We start from the raw sequence: 17,872 nt of genomic DNA, 5'->3' as shown, positions 1-17,872 counted from the left end.
GAATGATAAAATGAATCTGTTAGATATATTTTTAGAAAAAAGAAAAATACCATCTATTGCAGTAAGTATCTTGCCAGAAGTGGCAAAACAGGCTATTTTGCAGAACCAATTACCCAGACTGAATACAAATAATATTTTTCTTAAAACAGGAGAATATTGTTGCTATATAGATAAAACGATTCTTTTAATTGATAAAACAAAGAAAATATATCAACATAAAGGCGGAAGTGCACCAGGCCTTTTTAAAGGAACGAGAATAACTTGGGGAAGTGGGCATCCAGTTGAGTATACAGAAACACAGCAGATCAGGGGGATTTTATATATTACAAATAAACGTGTGATTCTCCAAGCTAAGACAGAAGGATTCGATAAACAACATCGATACTTGACGGCGATTAAACCTTATCAAAATGCTATAGAATTACAGTATGGAACGAAAACCTATTGTCTGATTGTGGCAGATGGAAATTTGGTGTATCATGTATTAAAGATGATAAATTGAAACGAAGGAGAAGGGAAAATATGGACGGACAATTAAAGACTGGAACAATACTAACATCGGAAGCAGGCGAAGTTTATACTGTAAAGCAGTTACTTGGATCTGGCGGACAAGGAGAAGTATATTCAGTAGAAGCTAAGGGAATCTCTTATGCTTTAAAATGGTATTTTCCTAAAAGTGCAACCAAAAATCAAAAAGATATTTTAGATAATCTGATTATAAAAGGAAAACCCGATGAATCCTTTTTATGGCCACAGGATTTAATTTTTGAAAAAGAAGGAAAGCCATTTGGATATATTATGCCCCTTAGACCGAAGAATTATAAGGGAATTATAGATATGATGAAACGAAAAGCAGAACCAAGTTTCAGTTGTTTGTGTAAAGCTGCATTTAATCTTACGAAAGGGTATCGCGCTTTACATAATATGGGATATTGCTATCGTGATATATCTTTTGGAAATGTTTTTTTTGATCCAGATACAGGAGATGTATTGATTTGTGATAACGACAACGTTTCTTATAACAGTGCGCCAAGTGGCATTTATGGAACTCCGCGTTTTATGGCTCCGGAAATTGTTAATGGAAAAGCAAAACCATCTACAAATACAGATTTATTTTCGTTAGCGGTCCTGTTGTTTTATATGTTTATGCTAAATCATCCTTTAGAGGGAAAACTTGAGGCTGAAATTAAATGTATGGACTATCTGGCTATGAATCGATTATATGGAGAACATCCAGTATTTATTTTTGATCCAAAAGATACTTCCAATCGTCCTGTGAGAGGGTACCAGGATAATGCATTATTATTTTGGGACTTGTATCCGCGACAGTTAAAGGAGCTTTTTATAAGATCTTTTACTGTGGGAATTAATGAAGCAAATAAACGTGTAACGGAAGCAGAGTGGCTGGATGTTTTGGCAAATTTGATATCTGGTATTGAGATATGCCCTAACTGTCAGGCGGAAGTATTTTATGATATGGATAAAGTTAATAAAAATACTGCGCATATATGTTGGTCTTGCCAAAAAACAGTGAAGATGCCACATATATTAGTTTCCGGTAAGAGCGTGGTTTTACTTCAAAAGGGTAATAAATTGTATAAACATCATATTACAGGAAACAGAGATATGTCAGAAGAAGTTGGAGAAGTAGTAGAGAATCCGAAAAATCCGGATTTGCTTGGTATAAAAAATAAAACACAGGACAACTGGACATATATTCGAGCAGATGGAACACAAATTCCGGTAGCACATGAGAGGTCTGCTGCAATAGTTGAAGGAGCAAAGATAAATTTTGGTCAGTTAACAGGAGAATTTGTATAAAAACAGAATGATAAATTTTATGAAGCGAGGAAGAGAAAAATGAGTGAAATGAGAAGACCAGGTGGTAAGTTAGCGAGTAGACCATTACATTTTTTCTGGATTGTTGATTGTTCTGGTTCAATGTATGGCGATAAAATTGGAGCTGTTAACTGTGCCATCAGAGAAGTGATTCCAGAGATGAAAAATGCAGCAGATAATAATCCCAATGCGCAGTTAATGGTAAGAGCGTTAAAGTTTTCTACAGGTGCTTCATGGATTACAAGTGCACCAGTGAATATTGAAGAGTATGCATGGGATGATTTGGAAGCTGGAGGAGTGACTGACCTTGGTGAGGCCTATGATTTATTGGCAGCACAATTATCGATAGAGCAGCTTGGAGAAAGGGCGCTTCCGCCAGTATTAGTTTTATTGTCTGATGGACAACCAACGGATGATTACAAAACAGCATTGGAAAAGTTAAAGAAACTTCCATGGGGTAAAAAAGCTGTTAAGATAGCAATTTCTATAGGTCAGGATGCGGATGATGAGGTTCTTGCAGAGTTTACTGGAAATAGAGAATTAGTGTTACAGGCAAATAATGCGGAAATGTTAGTTAAAATGATAAAGTGGGCTTCAACCGCAGCCTCCGTAGTATCCTCTCCTGCAAGCATTGCTTCGGCAGGTGAGAAAAATAATGATGGAATATCTGTTTCGAATCCGGTTGTAGTAGATATGGTTGATAATATTCCAGATATTGATGGAGACGATGTGTGGTAAGGAGTGTATTCGAATGAGAAAAATCTGTTTGGGGCAATCTATTCAGGGAGCATCACATAAGAGAACTGGAAAAGAGTGTCAGGATTTTTTTAAAGTGGATGTACAGAAGGAGTATATAATTCTGGCAGTCGCAGACGGACACGGGAGTAAATCCTGTCCTTACAGCAGGACTGGTGCAATTTCTGCTACAAATGTGTTTCACGATGTGGTTAAAGAGTATTTAAAAGAATATCGTGGACAGTTAGAAAATCTTACAACATTTCTTCATAGAGAAGGAGAAGTCAGTTTTTCAAAAAATATTGAGAGAGCATGGCAATGGAAAATACGGGCAATTCAAGAAAACAATACAAAAATATCATCTAATACGCCTAAGGATATAAATGGAAAAATTAACTGGTCAGCGGTATATAAAATGTATGGTTGTACATTGTTGGGAATGTTAATTACAGATGAATTTATTTTTTCATACCAAATGGGTGACGGGGATATCATGTGTGTAGATTCGAATGGAGTTCGAACTGTAATAGATGGAGATCATATTTTAGGGGTTGAAACACATTCTCTTAGCGGAAAGAATGCATGGGAAAAATCTGTTACAAGCATTGTAAAGAATGATATTTTGGAACATACACCTAGATTATATTTTATGTCAACAGATGGACTGGCTAATAGTTATATTGATTCCAACGAATTTAAAAAGACTTGCCAAGATTATTATAATTTATTTATAGATCATCGCGAGAAAGATATAAAATGTAATTTAAACAAATGGTTAGAAGAAACAAGTGAGCTGGGTTGTGGGGATGATATTACACTTTTGATGTTGTATTTTGAAGGCTGAAAGTTGATTATTATGTGATGTGATTGGGAGAAAAAAGAATGAATACAATAGATTTGAAACCAATATTGCAGAAATATCCAGATGTAGTGAATAATAATAAGGGAAAATTAAAAAATATTCTTCGAGATATCTATCCAGAAATGAGCAGAGAGGTCAATATATTAATAGAAGTATTGGAATCAGGAATTGCTTTGCAAATGAGGCAATTAAATTATATTGAAAAGAAGGATATAAAGAATTATCTTTCTATTTTAGAAAAACTTTACGGAACATCTTCTATATATGGATTAGAGGCAATATATAGTTGGGCTGATGGATTGGGGATATTATACGATTCAATCGAGTCAACGGATAATAAAATAAGTAACGAAAATCCAATAGTGATGAAGGATAATATATTTGACATTAATTCTCTTGTGTATAAAGATAAAAATGTTGAAATGACATATTTGGGAATTGAAATAGTAGGAGGAGATAATCCGTATAGATTATCGATTAAATTTATTGCGCAAAATAAAACGGATGAAAAAATCACTTTCTATGATGAGATTGTTGTGGTTAATGGAATTGGATTTAGTATAAATACGTTTGCATATAGTCAGGCGGGATATAAGAAAATCATTGGTTTCAGTGTGGATTTAGAAAAATGTAAATATTGTGGGGTACAGGCAGTAAAAGACATACATGATTTAGCATTAAAATTACGTTATGTTATAAATGATAAAGACTATTATACAGATGAGATGAAGCTTAAACTGGTATTTATATAAGAAATACATAAAAATAAATGATAAGAGGATAGGCAATATGAATCCTAAAAGAGACGCTAGGATAGCTTTATGTAAATGTAAAGAAGGAAAGAAAACCTACGGAGTCCGCTTTGAAAAGAGTGAAGATGGGTGGAAATATACATGGGCTTTTAAAATAAAAGAGACATCGGCGAAAAGAGAAGGATATGAAAACACGCAGATTATTGGAAATATTTATCCCACAGAGAATTATCCAGGATGTCCATATTGTAGGACGAAATTATTTGTAGTTTGTGAATGTGGAAAGTTAAATTGCAATAATTATAAAGCTGGGGAGTTCGTTTGCGAATGGTGTGGAGAATCAGGAACATTAGTGGATTATGAGGGGGATGGATTTCAATCTGGTGAGGATATGTAAGACATTAAAGAGGCTTTAAATATAGCAAAAGTTTTTTTGACTGATTTGAGAATTTCGATGCGCACAAAACAGCAAAAACATACTTTACGGAGAAATAATATGAGTCTATATGCAATCGGTGACTTCCACCTGTCTTTTACGGTCAACAAACCAATGGACGTATTTGACAAGCGATGGAAGAATCATGTAGTTAAGATCGAGAAGTACTGGAAGAAAAAAGTAACGGAGCGTGACACTGTTGTGATCACGGGGGGATCATTCCTGGGGGCGGAATCTGGAGGAGTGTCAGGCGGATCTGGATTTTATTATGGCGTTGCCGGGCAGGAAGATTTTGCTTCGTGGAAATCATGATATGTTCTGGGATGCGAAGAAGACGGAGAAATTAAACGAGATGTTTAAGGGAAAGCTGGAGAGGCTGCGCTACTCTTTTGAGGTGGCAAGGGCAGCGGGGTATGAGAAATTTATTATGTTTCTGCATTATCCGCCTACCAGTATCGGAGAGATGGACGAACACTTAAGTCTGGTGGGGCTTTTAAACGGAAAATTAAGTCAGCTGTTCACAGAATGTTATTTAACAGATTCTTACATAACAAAACTGTATGAAATATATGGTATATTATAGAGACAACCTTGCAAATATTTCTCTGAAGGCAGTTTGTCAGAAAGCGGAGAATGATCTGGAGTCAGCAAGAAAAGCAGAACTGCTGACTCGAAATGAGGAGAAAACGTTTCTCAGAGTGAATACTTTTCTGGAAAATATCTGGCTGAAGATGGAAGGAATAACGCAGGCCGAATGTGATATTTACGAGAAAGTAAAGGAAGCTTTTTCCAGAGAGGCAGATGACTTGGAAAAGCAGACAGAAACGGTTGCTCAGACATTGCAGAATGTTTTTGATTTTATGGAGGCGGCTTTTGGAGACAGCCAGGAAATGGTAGCATTTATTACAGAATTAAATGCAAACTTTTACAGTATCTGGTTTATCCGGGAAAATGGTTCAGATCAGTATTATCGTCATAATAAGGGACTATTGTTTGATGATAGACAGAAACTGATCCTGGGGCAGATGGAGGAATTGGAAAGTACAATGAAACGGGGGATTATTGATGGTGTCTGAATTAAGATTTGAGACAAAAAAAATCAGAATGGCTGATCTGGGAAAGGAGAGCTGCGTGCCAGATCTCCTTGGAGAACTGACTATGCAGAATCAGCTGGAATTTCATCTGGACGAAACAGATGAGATCTATGAAGGATATGGACGCGTAAAAAGTGCTTATCCATATCGGCAGAGGAACACTTATACAAGAGAGCTTAAGGAGATGGAAATACATACAGCAGTTCTTGAGAACAGATATTTAAAGGCTGTATTTCTTCCGGAATTCGGAGGCAGGTTATGGGAACTCTGGGATAAATATACAGGAAGAAACCTGCTGTATACTAATGATGTTCTGCAGTTTAGTAATCTGGCAGTACGTAACGCCTGGTTTAGCGGAGGTGTGGAATGGAACATAGGTATTATCGGACATAATCCTTTTACAACTGAACCGCTTTACACCGCACAGACTGTTAATGAAGATGGGGAACCGGTTCTGCGTATGTATGAATATGAGCGTATTCGAAAAGTGACTTATCAGATGGACTTCTGGCTGGAAAAAGACAGCAGCTTTTTGAATTGCCGGATGCGTATTGTAAACGAGGGAAAAGAAGTAGTACCAATGTACTGGTGGAGTAATATGGCGGTTCCGGAATACGAAAACGGAAGAGTTGTTGTGCCGGCAGTACAGGCATTTACATCAAGAGGAACACAGGTTACGAAGGTAGATCTTCCGATAGTAGAGAATATCGATATCTCTGATTATACTGCTATAAAAAAATCTGTAGATTACTTCTTTGATATTCCGGCTGGATGTCCGAAATATATAGCAAATATAGATGAAACCGGTTATGGTTTATTGCAGATTTCGACAGATCGTTTACGTAGCAGAAAGCTTTTTTCCTGGGGAAATCAGGATGCGTCTAATCACTGGCAGGAGTATCTCACAGATAAGGCAGGACGTTATCTGGAGATTCAGGCAGGACTTGGAAAGACACAGTATGGATGTATTCCGATGGCGCCTCACACAGCCTGGGAGTGGATGGAACAGTATGGTTCTGTTCAGATTTCTGAAGATGTGCTGGAGAAAGAATACAGGGAACGTACAGTTCTGGTAACCGAAAAGATTCTTGAGACAGGACTTCACGAAAAGTTGAAAGAGAAACTGGAAACATCAAAAGAGACGTCAAGAAAGAAAGCGCAGACAGTATATAGAGGAAGCGGATATGGGGCACTTACAGTGCATGGAGAAAGTACAAAACATCTGGAATTTTCTATGAAAGCTGTAAATGAATCTCAAGCTGAAAATTCAAAAGAAGAGGCAGGTTTGGAAAAATGGAAGCATTTTTTTGAAACAGGAATTTTGCATTGTCCGAAACCACTGGAAGCACCAGATGAATTTATGATAGATGAGACAAATGTAGATTTTCTGGAAGCTCATATGGAAGAAAATGCACAGAGCTGGTATGCGTACTATCAGCTTGGGCTGGGATATTATCGAAAAGAAGACTACGGGAAGGCAGAGAAAGCTTTTGAGGATTCGCTCAAATTGAGAGAAAGTGCATGGGCATTCCATGGTCTTAGCTGTGTAAAACTGATGCAGAATGAAAAGGATCAGGCTGGCAGATATATCCTTCAGGGAATGGCGTTTGAGCGAAAAGAACTGTCCTATCTGAAAGAAGGATTCAGAATTCTTTTGCTGGCAGAGAAATATGAAGAATTAAGTCATTTCTATCGGAAATTGGATAAAGAAGAACAAGAAGACAGCAGACTGAAACTTGGGTATGTCCAGGCACTTCATGGGCTGAAACAAGATAAAAAGGCGCTTGATCTACTGGAAAGTAAAGGTGGTCTCATACCAGAGGATATTCGTGAAGGAGAGGATTCCCTGGGGAAAGTCTGGAAAGAATTGTATAAAAGTGTCTATAAAAAAGAGGGAAAACTTCCACATAAATTTAATTTCCAGGCAAATTAGCATTGGATTTTCAGATAAATAGTGGTATGCTGATGGATAGAAAGATGATTTGAGATAAAGAATCATACAGGAAACGAGGAGGAATATAAAATGGAATTAGAAGTATTAAGAAAAGATATGGTTGCAGCTATGAAAGCCAAAGATAAAGTAACAAAAGAAGCAGTCTCCTCTCTGATCTCTGCGGTAAAGAAGGTAGCGATCGATGAGGGATGCCGTGATGAGATTAAGAGTGATCTGGTGGACAGAGTTATTCTGAAAGAGTTGAAAACTGTGAAAGAACAGCTGGATACCTGTCCGGAGAGCCGCGAGGATCTGAAGGCTGAATACCAGGCAAGATATGATGTGATTGCCAAATATGCGCCAAAACAGATGGATGCAGCAGAGGTAAAAGCATATCTGGAAGAAAAATTTGCAGATGTGATTGCGACGAAAAATAAGGGTCAGATCATGAAGGCTGTTATGGCTGATATGAAGGGAAAAGCAGACGGAAAGGTGATTAATCAGGTTGTGGCAGAGCTCTGCAAATAATGTGTTATCTTAACCGAATCAAGTAAGTCCCCTGCTTCAATTGCGAAAAGCAATAAGCAGTGGGTGGGACTATGTGAAGAATAGGATCATCCAGCAGATTTGGTATGCAGAAAGCTGGATAGTTATCAAAATAGCCGCAGTATGCTGGAATGTCCGGATACTGCGGTATTTTATTAGGAGGTGAATATATATATATGGAGTTTCAGCATGAACTGATCATTCCTAATGAGGGATTTCCGTTTAAGGTTTTTCTTTTTGAAGGAGGAAATGGCAATTATGTGCGTGAGAAGCACTGGCATACGTCTGTAGAGATTTTTGCTGTGATGGAGGGGCGCCTGGATTTTTTTGTAAATAAGGATGAATATCCGCTGAAAGCTGGAGAGCAGATAATCATTAATTCCAATGAGACCCACTCTATCCATGCTGTGGAGAAAAATAAAACAGTAGTTCTGCAGATTCCTCTGAAACAGTTTGAGAATTATTTTACTGCTCAGAGATATATCCGTTTTCGGGGGCAGGAGGAGCTGGTGGATAAGAAACTGGCTTCTTTGCTTCGTAAATTATATCATGTGTATTCCGAGCGGAAAATTGGATATGAGTTCCGGACAATTTCTATTTTTTACGAGATTATGTATATCCTGGTGAAGGATTACCGTGTGACAGAGACCAGGGAGAAGGATATCCGACACAGCCGCCGTCTGGATGCATTGTCAAAAATCACCACATATATGCGTGAGCATTACAGGGAGGAACTGAAGCTTTCTGATGTGGCGGCTACTTTTGGATACTCGGATGCATATTTGTCGCGAATGTTCCAAAAATATGCAAAAATCAACTATAAAACTTATCTGCAGGATATCCGTATGGCATATGCGTACAGGGATTTGCTGAATACAGACCATACAATTAGTCAGATTGCACTAGATAATGGATTTTGCAGCAGCAGGGGTTTTTCCGGGGAATTTCAGAAAAGATATGGGGTACTTCCAAGTGAGATGCGAAAACAGATAAATGAAAAAGGTCAAAAAAACGCTATAGATTAGACAAGAAAACTGGCGAAAAGTACCCTTTATTCTGATATATTCTAAGCACAGTCAAGAAAACGTAATATCTACAGAATATAAGGAGGTTTTTGAAGTGAAAATTCAGAATGTAACAGATGCTTCCTTCCGTAAATATGGAAAGGTGCTTGAAGGGTATGACTTCAGTGCTCTTCTCAAAGAAATGAAACATACACCGGTTCCGGATGATGTGGTTTATGTACCATCTGTTGAGGAGCTGGAAGCTCTGGATGTAGCAAAAGCACTGCAGAATAAAGGATTTGGCGGAATCCCGATCGAAATTGGATACTGCAACGGACATAATAAGAAATTAAATGCAGTAGAATATCACCGCAGTTCAGAGATCAATGTAGCGGTAACAGATCTGGTGCTGCTTATCGGAAGCCAGCAGGATATCACAGATGATTTTACATATGATACTTCTAAGATCGAAGCATTCCTGGTACCTGCAGGAACAGGTATTGAAGTATATGCAACTACACTTCATTATGCGCCATGCAATGTACAGGATGGCGGTTTCCAGTGTGTAGTCGTACTTCCGGCAGGAACCAATACAGATCTTACATTTGAGACAGCTAAGACAGGCGAGGACAGCCTGCTGACAGCTAAGAACAAATGGCTCATTGCACATGAAGATGCGGCAATCGAGGGTGCAGTAAACGGACTTCGTGGAGAGAATATCACCATTGACTGAGTTGCTCGGAATCTGTGGCAGTAGAGTATCAGAATATAGTAAATGAATAACAAAATCATATAAATACATATCAAATATGGAGGAATTTATATTATGAACAATATACCAGTAGTAAAACTTGGATTAATCGCAGTAAGCCGTGACTGTTTTCCGATTCAGCTTTCTGAAAAGAGACGTGCAGCAATCAAGGAAACTTATAAAGGTGAACTTTATGAATGTCCTGTAACTGTTGAGAACGAGAAGGATATGGAGAAAGCTCTTGAAGATGTAAACAAAGCAGAGTGTAATGCGCTGGTTGTTTTCCTTGGAAACTTCGGACCTGAAACTCCTGAAACTCTGATCGCAGAGAGATTTGACGGACCTTGTATGTATGTAGCAGCAGCAGAAGGTGACGGTGATATGATCAACGGCAGAGGTGATGCTTACTGTGGTATGCTTAACTGCTCCTACAACTTAAAAATGCGTCATCTGAAAGCATATATTCCGGAATATCCTGTTGGAACAGCAGATGATATTGCAAAGATGATCGCTGATTTCGTACCGGTTGCACGTGCAGTCATCGGTGTCAGCAATCTTAAGATCATTACTTTCGGACCACGTCCACAGGACTTCTTCGCATGCAACGCACCTATTAAAGGCCTCTATGAGCTGGGTGTTGAGATTGAAGAGAACTCAGAGCTTGATCTTCTTGTTTCTTTCAAAGAGCATGAAAATGATCCTCGTATCCCGGAAGTTTGTGCAGATATGGCAAAAGAGATGGGCGAAGGCAAATATTATGCTGACCTTAATGTGAAAATGGCACAGTTTGAGCTTACACTTCTTGACTGGGCAGAGGCTCATAAGGGAGCAAGAAAATACGTTGCATTTGCTGACAAATGTTGGCCTGCATTCCCGTCACAGTTTGGATTTGAACCTTGCTATGTAAATAGCCGTCTGGTTTCCAGAGGAATTCCGGTATCCTGTGAGGTTGATATCTACGGAGCACTCAGCGAGTACATCGGACTTTGCATTTCCAATGATGCAGTTACACTGCTTGATATCAACAACTCTGTTCCACAGTATATCTATGATGAAGATATTAAAGGAAAATACGATTATAAGCTTACTGATACATTTATGGGATTCCATTGTGGAAATACTCCTGCATGCAAGATGTGTGATTCCAGAGCTGTTAAATATCAGCTGATCCAGCACAGACTTCTTGAGCCGGCAGGATCTGAACCAGACTTCACAAGAGGAACTCTTGAAGGTGATATCGCTGCATCTGACATTACATTCTATCGTTTACAGTGCAATTCCGAGGGCGAGCTGGTTTCTTATGTTGCAGAAGGTGAAGTACTGGATGTACCTACAAGATCATTCGGTGGTATCGGTATTTTCGCAATCAAAGAAATGGGAAGATTCTACCGTCACGTACTGATCGAGGGCAACTATCCGCATCATGGAGCAGTTATGTTTGGACATTACGGAAAAGCATTCTATGAGGTAGTGAAATTCCTTGGACTGGATGTTAAGAAGATTGGATACAACCAGCCGGCAGGTGTAAGATATCCGACAGAGAATCCATGGGGTTAATGAGAAATCAGTAAAACGGGTTATTAATGTTCATGTGATGTGAATGAATCTGAATACAGAATAAATAAACTGACACTATATTAAAGGCATCCCGGGGCTTTGCTCTGGGATGTATTAGATTAGAAATAGAAAAGGAGCGCACTTATGTATTATATCGGTATTGATCTTGGTACTTCCGCTGTAAAACTTCTTCTTATGGAAGAATCAGGAAAAATCTGTAACATCGTATCCAGAGAATATCCATTATTCTTCCCACATCCGGGCTGGTCTGAGCAGAAACCGGAGGACTGGTTCATACAGAGCATGGAAGGCATGAAAGAACTGACAAAGGATATTGACAGAACTCAAGTAGCAGGAATTGGTTTTGGTGGCCAGATGCATGGCCTTGTAACTCTTGACAAAGATGATAATGTAATCCGTCCTGCAATCCTCTGGAATGACGGACGTACAGGCGAAGAGACAGAATATCTGAATACAGTGATCGGAAAAGACAAACTTTCACAGTATACAGCAAATATTGCTTTCGCAGGCTTCACAGCACCGAAGATCCTCTGGATGCAGAAAAATGAGCCTGAGAACTTTAAGAAGGTAGTAAAGATTATGCTTCCTAAGGATTATCTGGCATATCGTCTGTCCGGTTCTTTTTGTACAGATGTTTCTGATGCTTCCGGTATGCTTCTTCTTGATGTGAAGAACCGCTGCTGGTCAAAAGAAATGCTGGAGATCTGTGGAATCACAGAAGAGCAGCTTCCGAAACTGTATGAGAGTTGGGAAGTAGTAGGAACTCTGAAACCTGAGATTGCGAAAGAACTTGGATTCAGTGAGAATGTAAAAGTTGTTGCAGGTGCAGGTGACAATGCGGCAGCTGCTGTAGGAACAGGTACAGTTGGTGACGGTCAGTGTAATATTTCTCTTGGAACATCCGGAACTGTGTTTATTTCCAGTAAAAACTTTGGTGTGGACGAAAATAACGCACTTCATTCTTTCTGTCATGCAGATGGAAGCTATCATCTGATGGGATGCATGCTCAGCGCAGCTTCCTGTAACAAATGGTGGGCAGAGGAGATTCTTCAGACAAAGGATTTCGCAGCAGAGCAGGCTCCAATTCAGAAGCTGGGAGAGAATCATGTATTCTTCCTTCCATATTTGATGGGAGAACGTTCACCTCATAATAATCCTGATGCAAGAGGTGTATTCTTCGGGATGTCCATGGACAGCACAAGAGCAGACATGACACAGGCTGTTCTGGAAGGTGTTGCCTTTGGTCTTCGTGATTCCCTGGAAGTTGCAAGAAGCCTTGGAATCAAGATTGAGAGAACCAAGATCTGCGGTGGCGGAGCTAAGAGCCCACTGTGGAAGAAGATCATTGCAAACGTTATGAACCTGAAGGTTGATGTTCTGGAGAACGAAGAAGGACCGTCCATGGGTGGAGCTATGCTGGCAGCAGTAGGCTGTGGTGCTTACCCGGATGTAGAAACCATCGGTAAGAAATTTGCCAAAGTTGTTGATACAGTAGAACCGGATCCTGAACTGGTTGCAAAATATGAAGAGAGATATCAGAAGTTCAGAACTCTGTATCCGGCTATGAAGCCACTGTTCTAATCGAATATCTGCCTGACATACTGGGGTTGTTGTGCTTATTTAGCACAACAACCCCATTTTGACGTACATCTGATGATGACCAATCACCATAGCCTATTTGATTATGACATATCAGGAAAAGGGCAGCTTCAGGAATTCTTCCATGGCTCTGCTGATATAGCGGCCTTTCTTCCAGTAAAAAAACACAGTGCGTTTACTGCTCTGACCGGGCAGCTTATAAAAAACAAGTTCTGAATTTGTTGGAACTCTGGAGAGCAGAAGATCCCCGATGAAAGTGATACCCATTCCCAAACATGCAATATTATAGGCAGTCATCTGCTGATCCAGGCGAAATACTACAGAAGGCGAAAAGTGATTTTCCTGACAAATGGTAAGTGCACGCTTACCGGTATCATTATCTGAACGAAGAATAATAAATGGTTCGTTCTCGAATTTGTTTAATGGAACAGAAGGAATATGAGAAGAACGGAACTGCCCGTTCCGGATTTCCTCAATAGGAATCTGATATTTCTGCAGTCTGGTATTTACTGAATAATTTTTGGGAACTGCAAGAAGAAGTTGTTCTTTCTGGTAGATATAACGTTCAAAAATCTGGTTATCCAGAATACAGTTATCAATCACCAGATCTAACTTTCCGGCCTGGAGAAACTGGGATAGCTTTGCTGTACTTTCTTCTACAAGAGAAATTTGAACATGGGGGAATTTTTGGGAAAAATCAGCAATAAGGGGAGGCAGAATCCACGAAGAAAAAAAGTTACTGCCACCTACATTAAGAGTTCCTGTTTTGAGATTTCCCAGATCCAGTAGGTAGTTTTCGAGATTATTTTCAATATCCATGACTTTTTCAACAGCCTGTATATAATGTTTTCCGACTTCAGTTAACTGTAAAGGTTTGGTACTTCGATCAAAAATAGGATAGCCAATACGGTTTTCCACACGTTTTACATTGGCGCTTAAAGAAGGCTGCGAAATGAAAAGAGCAGCAGCAGCTTTGGAAAAGCTTTTTTCCTTGTAGACCTCATAGATGTATTCCATTCCCTGAAACATATAAACTCCTCCGATATATAATTTAAACACTATATATTTTATAAAAATATATGTATTTGATTATATTATAGCAGAGATATATAATGAGGGCAAATACATGGGAGGGCGAATAACTATGAAAAAAACAGACTATCGTGTAGAAAGGGATTCTATTGGTGTAAAGGATATTCCGGAAGATGTATATTATGGAGTACAATCTTTACGTGCGGCTGAAAATTTCCACATTACGGGGTTGAATATGCATCCGGAAATTATTAACAGTCTTGCATACATAAAAAAAGCAGCAGCGATAACCAATTGTGAGGTGGGGCTTCTTGAGAAGAAAAAAGCACAGGCGATTGTCCAGGCATGTGATGAAATTGTTTCAGGAAAATTCCATAATGAATTTATTGTGGATCCTGTTCAGGGAGGAGCTGGCACATCTTTAAATATGAATGCCAATGAAGTAATTGCAAATCGCGCGATTGAGATACTGGGAGGAAAAAAGGGCGATTATACAATTATAAATCCTAACGATGATGTGAATTGTGGACAGTCTACCAATGACGTTATTCCTACTGCCGGTAAAATGACTTCTCTTCGTTTGTTGCAGAATCTGAAAAAACAGCTTCTTCGCCTATATGATGCTCTTAATGAAAAAGCTACAGAGTTTGATCACATAATAAAAATGGGGCGTACACAGATGCAGGATGCAGTGCCGATTCGTCTGGGACAGGAATTTAAGGCATATTCGGTAGCAATCATGCGTGATATCCACAGAATGGATAAAGCAATGGATGAAATGCGGACTCTTAATATGGGAGGCACTGCTATTGGAACGGGAATTAATGCAGATGAAGGTTATCTGAGAAGAATTGTTCCAAATCTTACTGAAATCTCAGGAATGGACTTTATACAGGCCTTTGATTTGATTGATTCCACTCAGAATCTGGATCCATTTGTAGCCGTTTCCGGTGCTGTGAAAGCATGTGCGGTAACTCTTTCCAAAATGTCAAATGATCTCCGTCTGATGTCCTCCGGTCCACGTACTGGTTTTGGGGAGATTAATCTTCCGGCAAAACAGAATGGTTCTTCTATTATGCCAGGTAAAGTTAATCCGGTTATTCCTGAAGTAGTGAATCAGGTTGCTTTTAATATTATTGGTAATGATGTTACCATTACCATGGCTGCAGAGGCTGGTCAGCTGGAATTAAATGCGTTTGAGCCGATTATTTTCTATTGCATGTTCCAGTCTATCGATACTCTTGGCTATGCAGTCCAGACATTGGTGGATAATTGTATTGTAGGAATTACGGCAAATGAAGAAAGATGCCGTTATCTGGTAGAAAACAGTGTAGGTATTATCACTGCAATCAGCCCCCATCTTGGATATCAGAAGGCTGCGGATATTGCAAAAAAGGCAATTAAGACAGGCGAATCTGTAAGAAGTCTGATTCTGAAAGAAAAGCTTATGGACGAGGATGAACTTAATCGCATTCTGGATCCGGTCCATATGACGGAACCTGGTATTTCCGGAAAAGATTATCTTATAAAAAAATAAAGAAAAAAACAGGCGGGAAAATCTTCCCGCCTGTAAAATCGTCTGGACACATATCATATATAAATATGATTTTTATATTTTTGAATTATTCGACTGATTTCAACCGGATTAGAACAGACCTGTGATCTTACCTGTCTCGTCTACGTCGATTCTCTCAGCAGCCGGAACTTTAGGAAGACCTGGCATTGTCATGATCTCGCCTGTAAGAGCTACGATGAATCCTGCACCAGCGGAAATCTTCAGGTTACGTACTGTAACTTCGAAGTCAGTAGGAGCACCCAGTTTAGTCTGGTCATCTGTTAAGCTGTACTGTGTCTTAGCTACACAGATCGGGCAGTTGCCAAAGCCAAGAGCTTCTAACTGTTTCGCCTGTTTCTGAGCGTTAGCTGTCAGAACTACTTTCTTACCGCCATATACTTTCTGAACGATCTGGTTCAGTTTGTCTTCGATAGAACCTTCCAGTTCATATGCATAGGAGAAGTCGTTTGGTTCTTCAACAAGACGGATAACTTCTTCTGCAAGTTTGATTCCGCCTTCGCCGCCTTTTGCCCATACTTCAGAAAGAGCAACGTTAACGCCCAGTTCTTTACATTTAGCTTCTACAAAGTCAAGCTCTGCTTTTGTATCTGTAGGGAATGCGTTGATAGCAACAACACATGGAAGTTTGTATACGTTTTTGATGTTGGAAACGTGTTTTAACAGGTTCGGGATACCTTTTTCAAGAGCTTCCAGGTTTTCATTGTTAAGGTCAGCTTTAGCAACGCCGCCGTTGTATTTCAGGGCACGTACTGTAGCTACGATTACAACTGCGCTTGGTTTTAAACCAGCCATACGGCATTTGATATCAAGGAATTTCTCAGCACCAAGGTCAGCACCGAAACCAGCTTCTGTGATTGCATAATCAGCAAGCTTCATAGCCATCTTTGTAGCTGTTACAGAGTTACATCCATGAGCGATGTTTGCGAATGGTCCGCCATGTACGATTGCAGGAACGTGTTCCAGAGTCTGTACAAGGTTTGGTTTCAGAGCATCTTTTAACAGGGCTGTCATAGCGCCTTCTGCGTGAAGGTCACCTGCTGTTACAGGTTTCTGCTCGGAAACTTTTCCGTATGTATATCCGATGATGATCTTGGATAATCTTTCTTTCAGGTCTTTGATGTCGCTTGCAAGACAGAGAACTGCCATGATTTCAGATGCAACTGTGATGTCGTATCCGTCTTCACGAGGCATACCGTTTGTCTTTCCGCCAAGACCATCTACTACGTTACGAAGCTGACGGTCGTTCATATCTACACATCTTCTCCATGTGATCTTACGTGGGTCGATGTTTAATGCATTGCCCTGGAAGATATGGTTATCGATCATAGCTGCAAGTAAGTTGTTAGCTGCGCCAATGGCATGGAAGTCACCTGTGAAGTGAAGGTTAATATCTTCCATAGGAACAACCTGTGCATATCCGCCGCCTGCTGCACCACCTTTTACACCGAATACCGGTCCTAAGGATGGCTCACGAAGAGCTACCATAACACTCTTGCCAAGTCTCTGCATACCATCTGCAAGACCTACAGTAGTAGTAGTTTTACCTTCTCCTGCTGGAGTTGGGTTGATAGCTGTAACGAGGATTAATTTTCCATCCTTCTTATCACTTTCTTTCAGAAGATTGTAGTCGATTTTTGCTTTGTATTTTCCGTACTGCTCCAGATATTTGTCGTCAATACCTGCTTTCTCTGCGATCTGAGTAATTGGAAGCATCTCGCATTCCTGTGCAATTTCAATGTCTGATTTGAATCCCATAATTGTTTTTCTCCTTTCGTTTCCGCATAACATGAAAAACTTCTGTTGCTGTTCACTCCGCGATCAGCAACAATTATTAATTGAAAGAAGTATTGGCCGGTCTGCCTGGTATTCCTGATTTCTGCCCTGAAAGTTATAAAAAAAGGCCAGTATCTGAATATTTCAAATACTGCCCAGACGGTCGGCTCCCGCAAACCTCCGACTCCACGTGGTTTGCACTCCACTCTTTCCGTCAGTACTCGAAGGTTCTTTCAATTGATGAATACAATATATCATTTTGAGAAAAAAATGTCAAGAAAATTTTTGTTGAAACGTCAAAAAATGTGAGTAAACTGGATAAAAGTTGTGCAAATTGATAAGAGAAGAGAATCGTAATCCCT

The 17,872-nt window shown here is 39.6% G+C and carries 18 protein-coding genes and 1 riboswitch; of the genes, 16 read left to right on the top strand and 2 right to left on the bottom strand.

Features of this window, described 5'->3' with window-relative positions:
• The first annotated feature begins 10 nt into the window (after positions 1-10).
• The 15 genes from LI074_RS06760 (at position 11) to xylB (ending at position 13,111) form a co-directional block, all read left to right on the top strand.
• Entirely contained in the window at positions 11-502 is a 492-nt protein-coding gene (locus tag LI074_RS06760; protein ID WP_022380813.1) for a hypothetical protein, read from the top strand.
• A 20-nt stretch (positions 503-522) separates the two neighbouring features.
• On the top strand, positions 523-1,821 hold the full coding sequence (locus LI074_RS06755; protein ID WP_022380814.1) for a protein kinase domain-containing protein: 1,299 nt from the start codon (positions 523-525) through the stop codon (positions 1,819-1,821).
• A gap of 39 nt (positions 1,822-1,860) precedes the next feature.
• Positions 1,861-2,577 carry a vWA domain-containing protein gene (locus LI074_RS06750; protein WP_022380815.1) on the top strand — a complete coding sequence of 239 codons (717 nt, stop codon included), beginning with the start codon at positions 1,861-1,863 and terminating at the stop codon, positions 2,575-2,577.
• 13 nt (positions 2,578-2,590) lie between these two features.
• Positions 2,591-3,418, top strand: a complete 828-nt coding sequence (locus LI074_RS06745) for a PP2C family serine/threonine-protein phosphatase (protein WP_022380816.1) — start codon at positions 2,591-2,593, stop codon at positions 3,416-3,418.
• A gap of 38 nt (positions 3,419-3,456) precedes the next feature.
• Positions 3,457-4,188: a hypothetical protein gene (locus LI074_RS06740; RefSeq protein ID WP_022380817.1), complete on the top strand. Its 732-nt coding sequence runs from the start codon at positions 3,457-3,459 to the stop codon at positions 4,186-4,188.
• Positions 4,189-4,225: 37 nt separating this feature from the next.
• Entirely contained in the window at positions 4,226-4,585 is a 360-nt protein-coding gene (locus LI074_RS06735) for a TerY-C metal binding domain-containing protein (protein WP_022380818.1), read from the top strand.
• Positions 4,586-4,684: 99 nt separating this feature from the next.
• On the top strand, positions 4,685-4,936 hold the full coding sequence (locus tag LI074_RS18140) for a metallophosphoesterase (protein ID WP_022380819.1): 252 nt from the start codon (positions 4,685-4,687) through the stop codon (positions 4,934-4,936).
• On the top strand, positions 4,917-5,207 hold the full coding sequence (locus LI074_RS18135; RefSeq protein WP_330597679.1) for a hypothetical protein: 291 nt from the start codon (positions 4,917-4,919) through the stop codon (positions 5,205-5,207). The genes LI074_RS18140 and LI074_RS18135 overlap by 20 nt, the downstream gene beginning before the upstream one ends.
• Entirely contained in the window at positions 5,185-5,700 is a 516-nt protein-coding gene (locus tag LI074_RS06725) for a hypothetical protein (RefSeq protein WP_173698014.1), read from the top strand. The genes LI074_RS18135 and LI074_RS06725 overlap by 23 nt, the downstream gene beginning before the upstream one ends.
• Complete coding sequence (locus LI074_RS06720) at positions 5,690-7,651, top strand: DUF5107 domain-containing protein (protein WP_173698017.1); 1,962 nt, start codon at positions 5,690-5,692, stop codon at positions 7,649-7,651. The genes LI074_RS06725 and LI074_RS06720 overlap by 11 nt, the downstream gene beginning before the upstream one ends.
• A 90-nt stretch (positions 7,652-7,741) precedes the next feature.
• Positions 7,742-8,179 (top strand): GatB/YqeY domain-containing protein, encoded by a 438-nt coding sequence (locus LI074_RS06715; RefSeq protein WP_019160637.1) that lies wholly within the window; start codon positions 7,742-7,744, stop codon positions 8,177-8,179.
• A gap of 194 nt (positions 8,180-8,373) precedes the next feature.
• On the top strand, positions 8,374-9,222 hold the full coding sequence (locus LI074_RS06710; RefSeq protein WP_008708125.1) for an AraC family transcriptional regulator: 849 nt from the start codon (positions 8,374-8,376) through the stop codon (positions 9,220-9,222).
• Positions 9,223-9,316: 94 nt separating this feature from the next.
• Positions 9,317-9,934, top strand: coding sequence for a DUF4867 family protein (locus LI074_RS06705; protein ID WP_008708127.1), 618 nt, complete (start codon positions 9,317-9,319; stop codon positions 9,932-9,934).
• A gap of 93 nt (positions 9,935-10,027) precedes the next feature.
• Complete coding sequence (locus LI074_RS06700; RefSeq protein WP_008708129.1) at positions 10,028-11,509, top strand: L-fucose/L-arabinose isomerase family protein; 1,482 nt, start codon at positions 10,028-10,030, stop codon at positions 11,507-11,509.
• A 144-nt stretch (positions 11,510-11,653) separates the two neighbouring features.
• The gene (gene xylB, locus LI074_RS06695; RefSeq protein WP_022380823.1) at positions 11,654-13,111 is read left to right on the top strand and encodes a xylulokinase; all 1,458 of its coding nucleotides are present in this window, start codon (positions 11,654-11,656) and stop codon (positions 13,109-13,111) included.
• Positions 13,112-13,222: 111 nt separating this feature from the next.
• On the opposite strand, the gene LI074_RS06690 is transcribed toward xylB, so the two are convergent.
• Positions 13,223-14,158 carry a LysR family transcriptional regulator gene (locus LI074_RS06690; protein WP_055059923.1) on the bottom strand — a complete coding sequence of 312 codons (936 nt, stop codon included), beginning with the start codon at positions 14,156-14,158 and terminating at the stop codon, positions 13,223-13,225.
• A gap of 97 nt (positions 14,159-14,255) precedes the next feature.
• Here LI074_RS06690 and LI074_RS06685 point away from each other — a divergent pair, with 97 nt between their 5' ends.
• Positions 14,256-15,698, top strand: coding sequence for an aspartate ammonia-lyase (locus LI074_RS06685; RefSeq protein WP_173696912.1), 1,443 nt, complete (start codon positions 14,256-14,258; stop codon positions 15,696-15,698).
• Positions 15,699-15,806: 108 nt separating this feature from the next.
• On the opposite strand, the gene LI074_RS06680 is transcribed toward LI074_RS06685, so the two are convergent.
• Complete coding sequence (locus LI074_RS06680) at positions 15,807-17,492, bottom strand: formate--tetrahydrofolate ligase (RefSeq protein WP_008708136.1); 1,686 nt, start codon at positions 17,490-17,492, stop codon at positions 15,807-15,809.
• 164 nt (positions 17,493-17,656) lie between these two features.
• Positions 17,657-17,742, bottom strand: a riboswitch (ZMP/ZTP riboswitch).
• Positions 17,743-17,872 lie beyond the last annotated feature (130 nt).

The organism is Blautia sp. MSK18_10, from assembly GCF_020553185.1.
In the GTDB taxonomy this organism is placed as follows: domain Bacteria; phylum Bacillota; class Clostridia; order Lachnospirales; family Lachnospiraceae; genus Blautia_A; species Blautia_A wexlerae.
This window is presented reverse-complemented; position numbering and strand designations above follow the sequence as displayed.

Bases quoted from the DNA above. Each gene is read 5' to 3' on its own strand.
- LI074_RS06760 (WP_022380813.1), top strand. From the start codon at position 11: ATGAATCTGTTAGATATATTTTTAGAAAAAAGAAAAATACCATCTATT.
- LI074_RS06755 (WP_022380814.1), top strand. From the start codon at position 523: ATGGACGGACAATTAAAGACTGGAACAATACTAACATCGGAAGCAGGC.
- LI074_RS06750 (WP_022380815.1), top strand. From the start codon at position 1,861: ATGAGTGAAATGAGAAGACCAGGTGGTAAGTTAGCGAGTAGACCATTA.
- LI074_RS06745 (WP_022380816.1), top strand. From the start codon at position 2,591: ATGAGAAAAATCTGTTTGGGGCAATCTATTCAGGGAGCATCACATAAG.
- LI074_RS06740 (WP_022380817.1), top strand. From the start codon at position 3,457: ATGAATACAATAGATTTGAAACCAATATTGCAGAAATATCCAGATGTA.
- LI074_RS06735 (WP_022380818.1), top strand. From the start codon at position 4,226: ATGAATCCTAAAAGAGACGCTAGGATAGCTTTATGTAAATGTAAAGAA.
- LI074_RS18140 (WP_022380819.1), top strand. From the start codon at position 4,685: ATGAGTCTATATGCAATCGGTGACTTCCACCTGTCTTTTACGGTCAAC.
- LI074_RS06725 (WP_173698014.1), top strand. From the start codon at position 5,185: ATGAAATATATGGTATATTATAGAGACAACCTTGCAAATATTTCTCTG.
- LI074_RS06720 (WP_173698017.1), top strand. From the start codon at position 5,690: ATGGTGTCTGAATTAAGATTTGAGACAAAAAAAATCAGAATGGCTGAT.
- LI074_RS06715 (WP_019160637.1), top strand. From the start codon at position 7,742: ATGGAATTAGAAGTATTAAGAAAAGATATGGTTGCAGCTATGAAAGCC.
- LI074_RS06710 (WP_008708125.1), top strand. From the start codon at position 8,374: ATGGAGTTTCAGCATGAACTGATCATTCCTAATGAGGGATTTCCGTTT.
- LI074_RS06700 (WP_008708129.1), top strand. From the start codon at position 10,028: ATGAACAATATACCAGTAGTAAAACTTGGATTAATCGCAGTAAGCCGT.
- xylB (WP_022380823.1), top strand. From the start codon at position 11,654: ATGTATTATATCGGTATTGATCTTGGTACTTCCGCTGTAAAACTTCTT.
- LI074_RS06690 (WP_055059923.1), bottom strand. From the start codon at position 14,158: ATGTTTCAGGGAATGGAATACATCTATGAGGTCTACAAGGAAAAAAGC.
- LI074_RS06685 (WP_173696912.1), top strand. From the start codon at position 14,256: ATGGGAGGGCGAATAACTATGAAAAAAACAGACTATCGTGTAGAAAGG.
- LI074_RS06680 (WP_008708136.1), bottom strand. From the start codon at position 17,492: ATGGGATTCAAATCAGACATTGAAATTGCACAGGAATGCGAGATGCTT.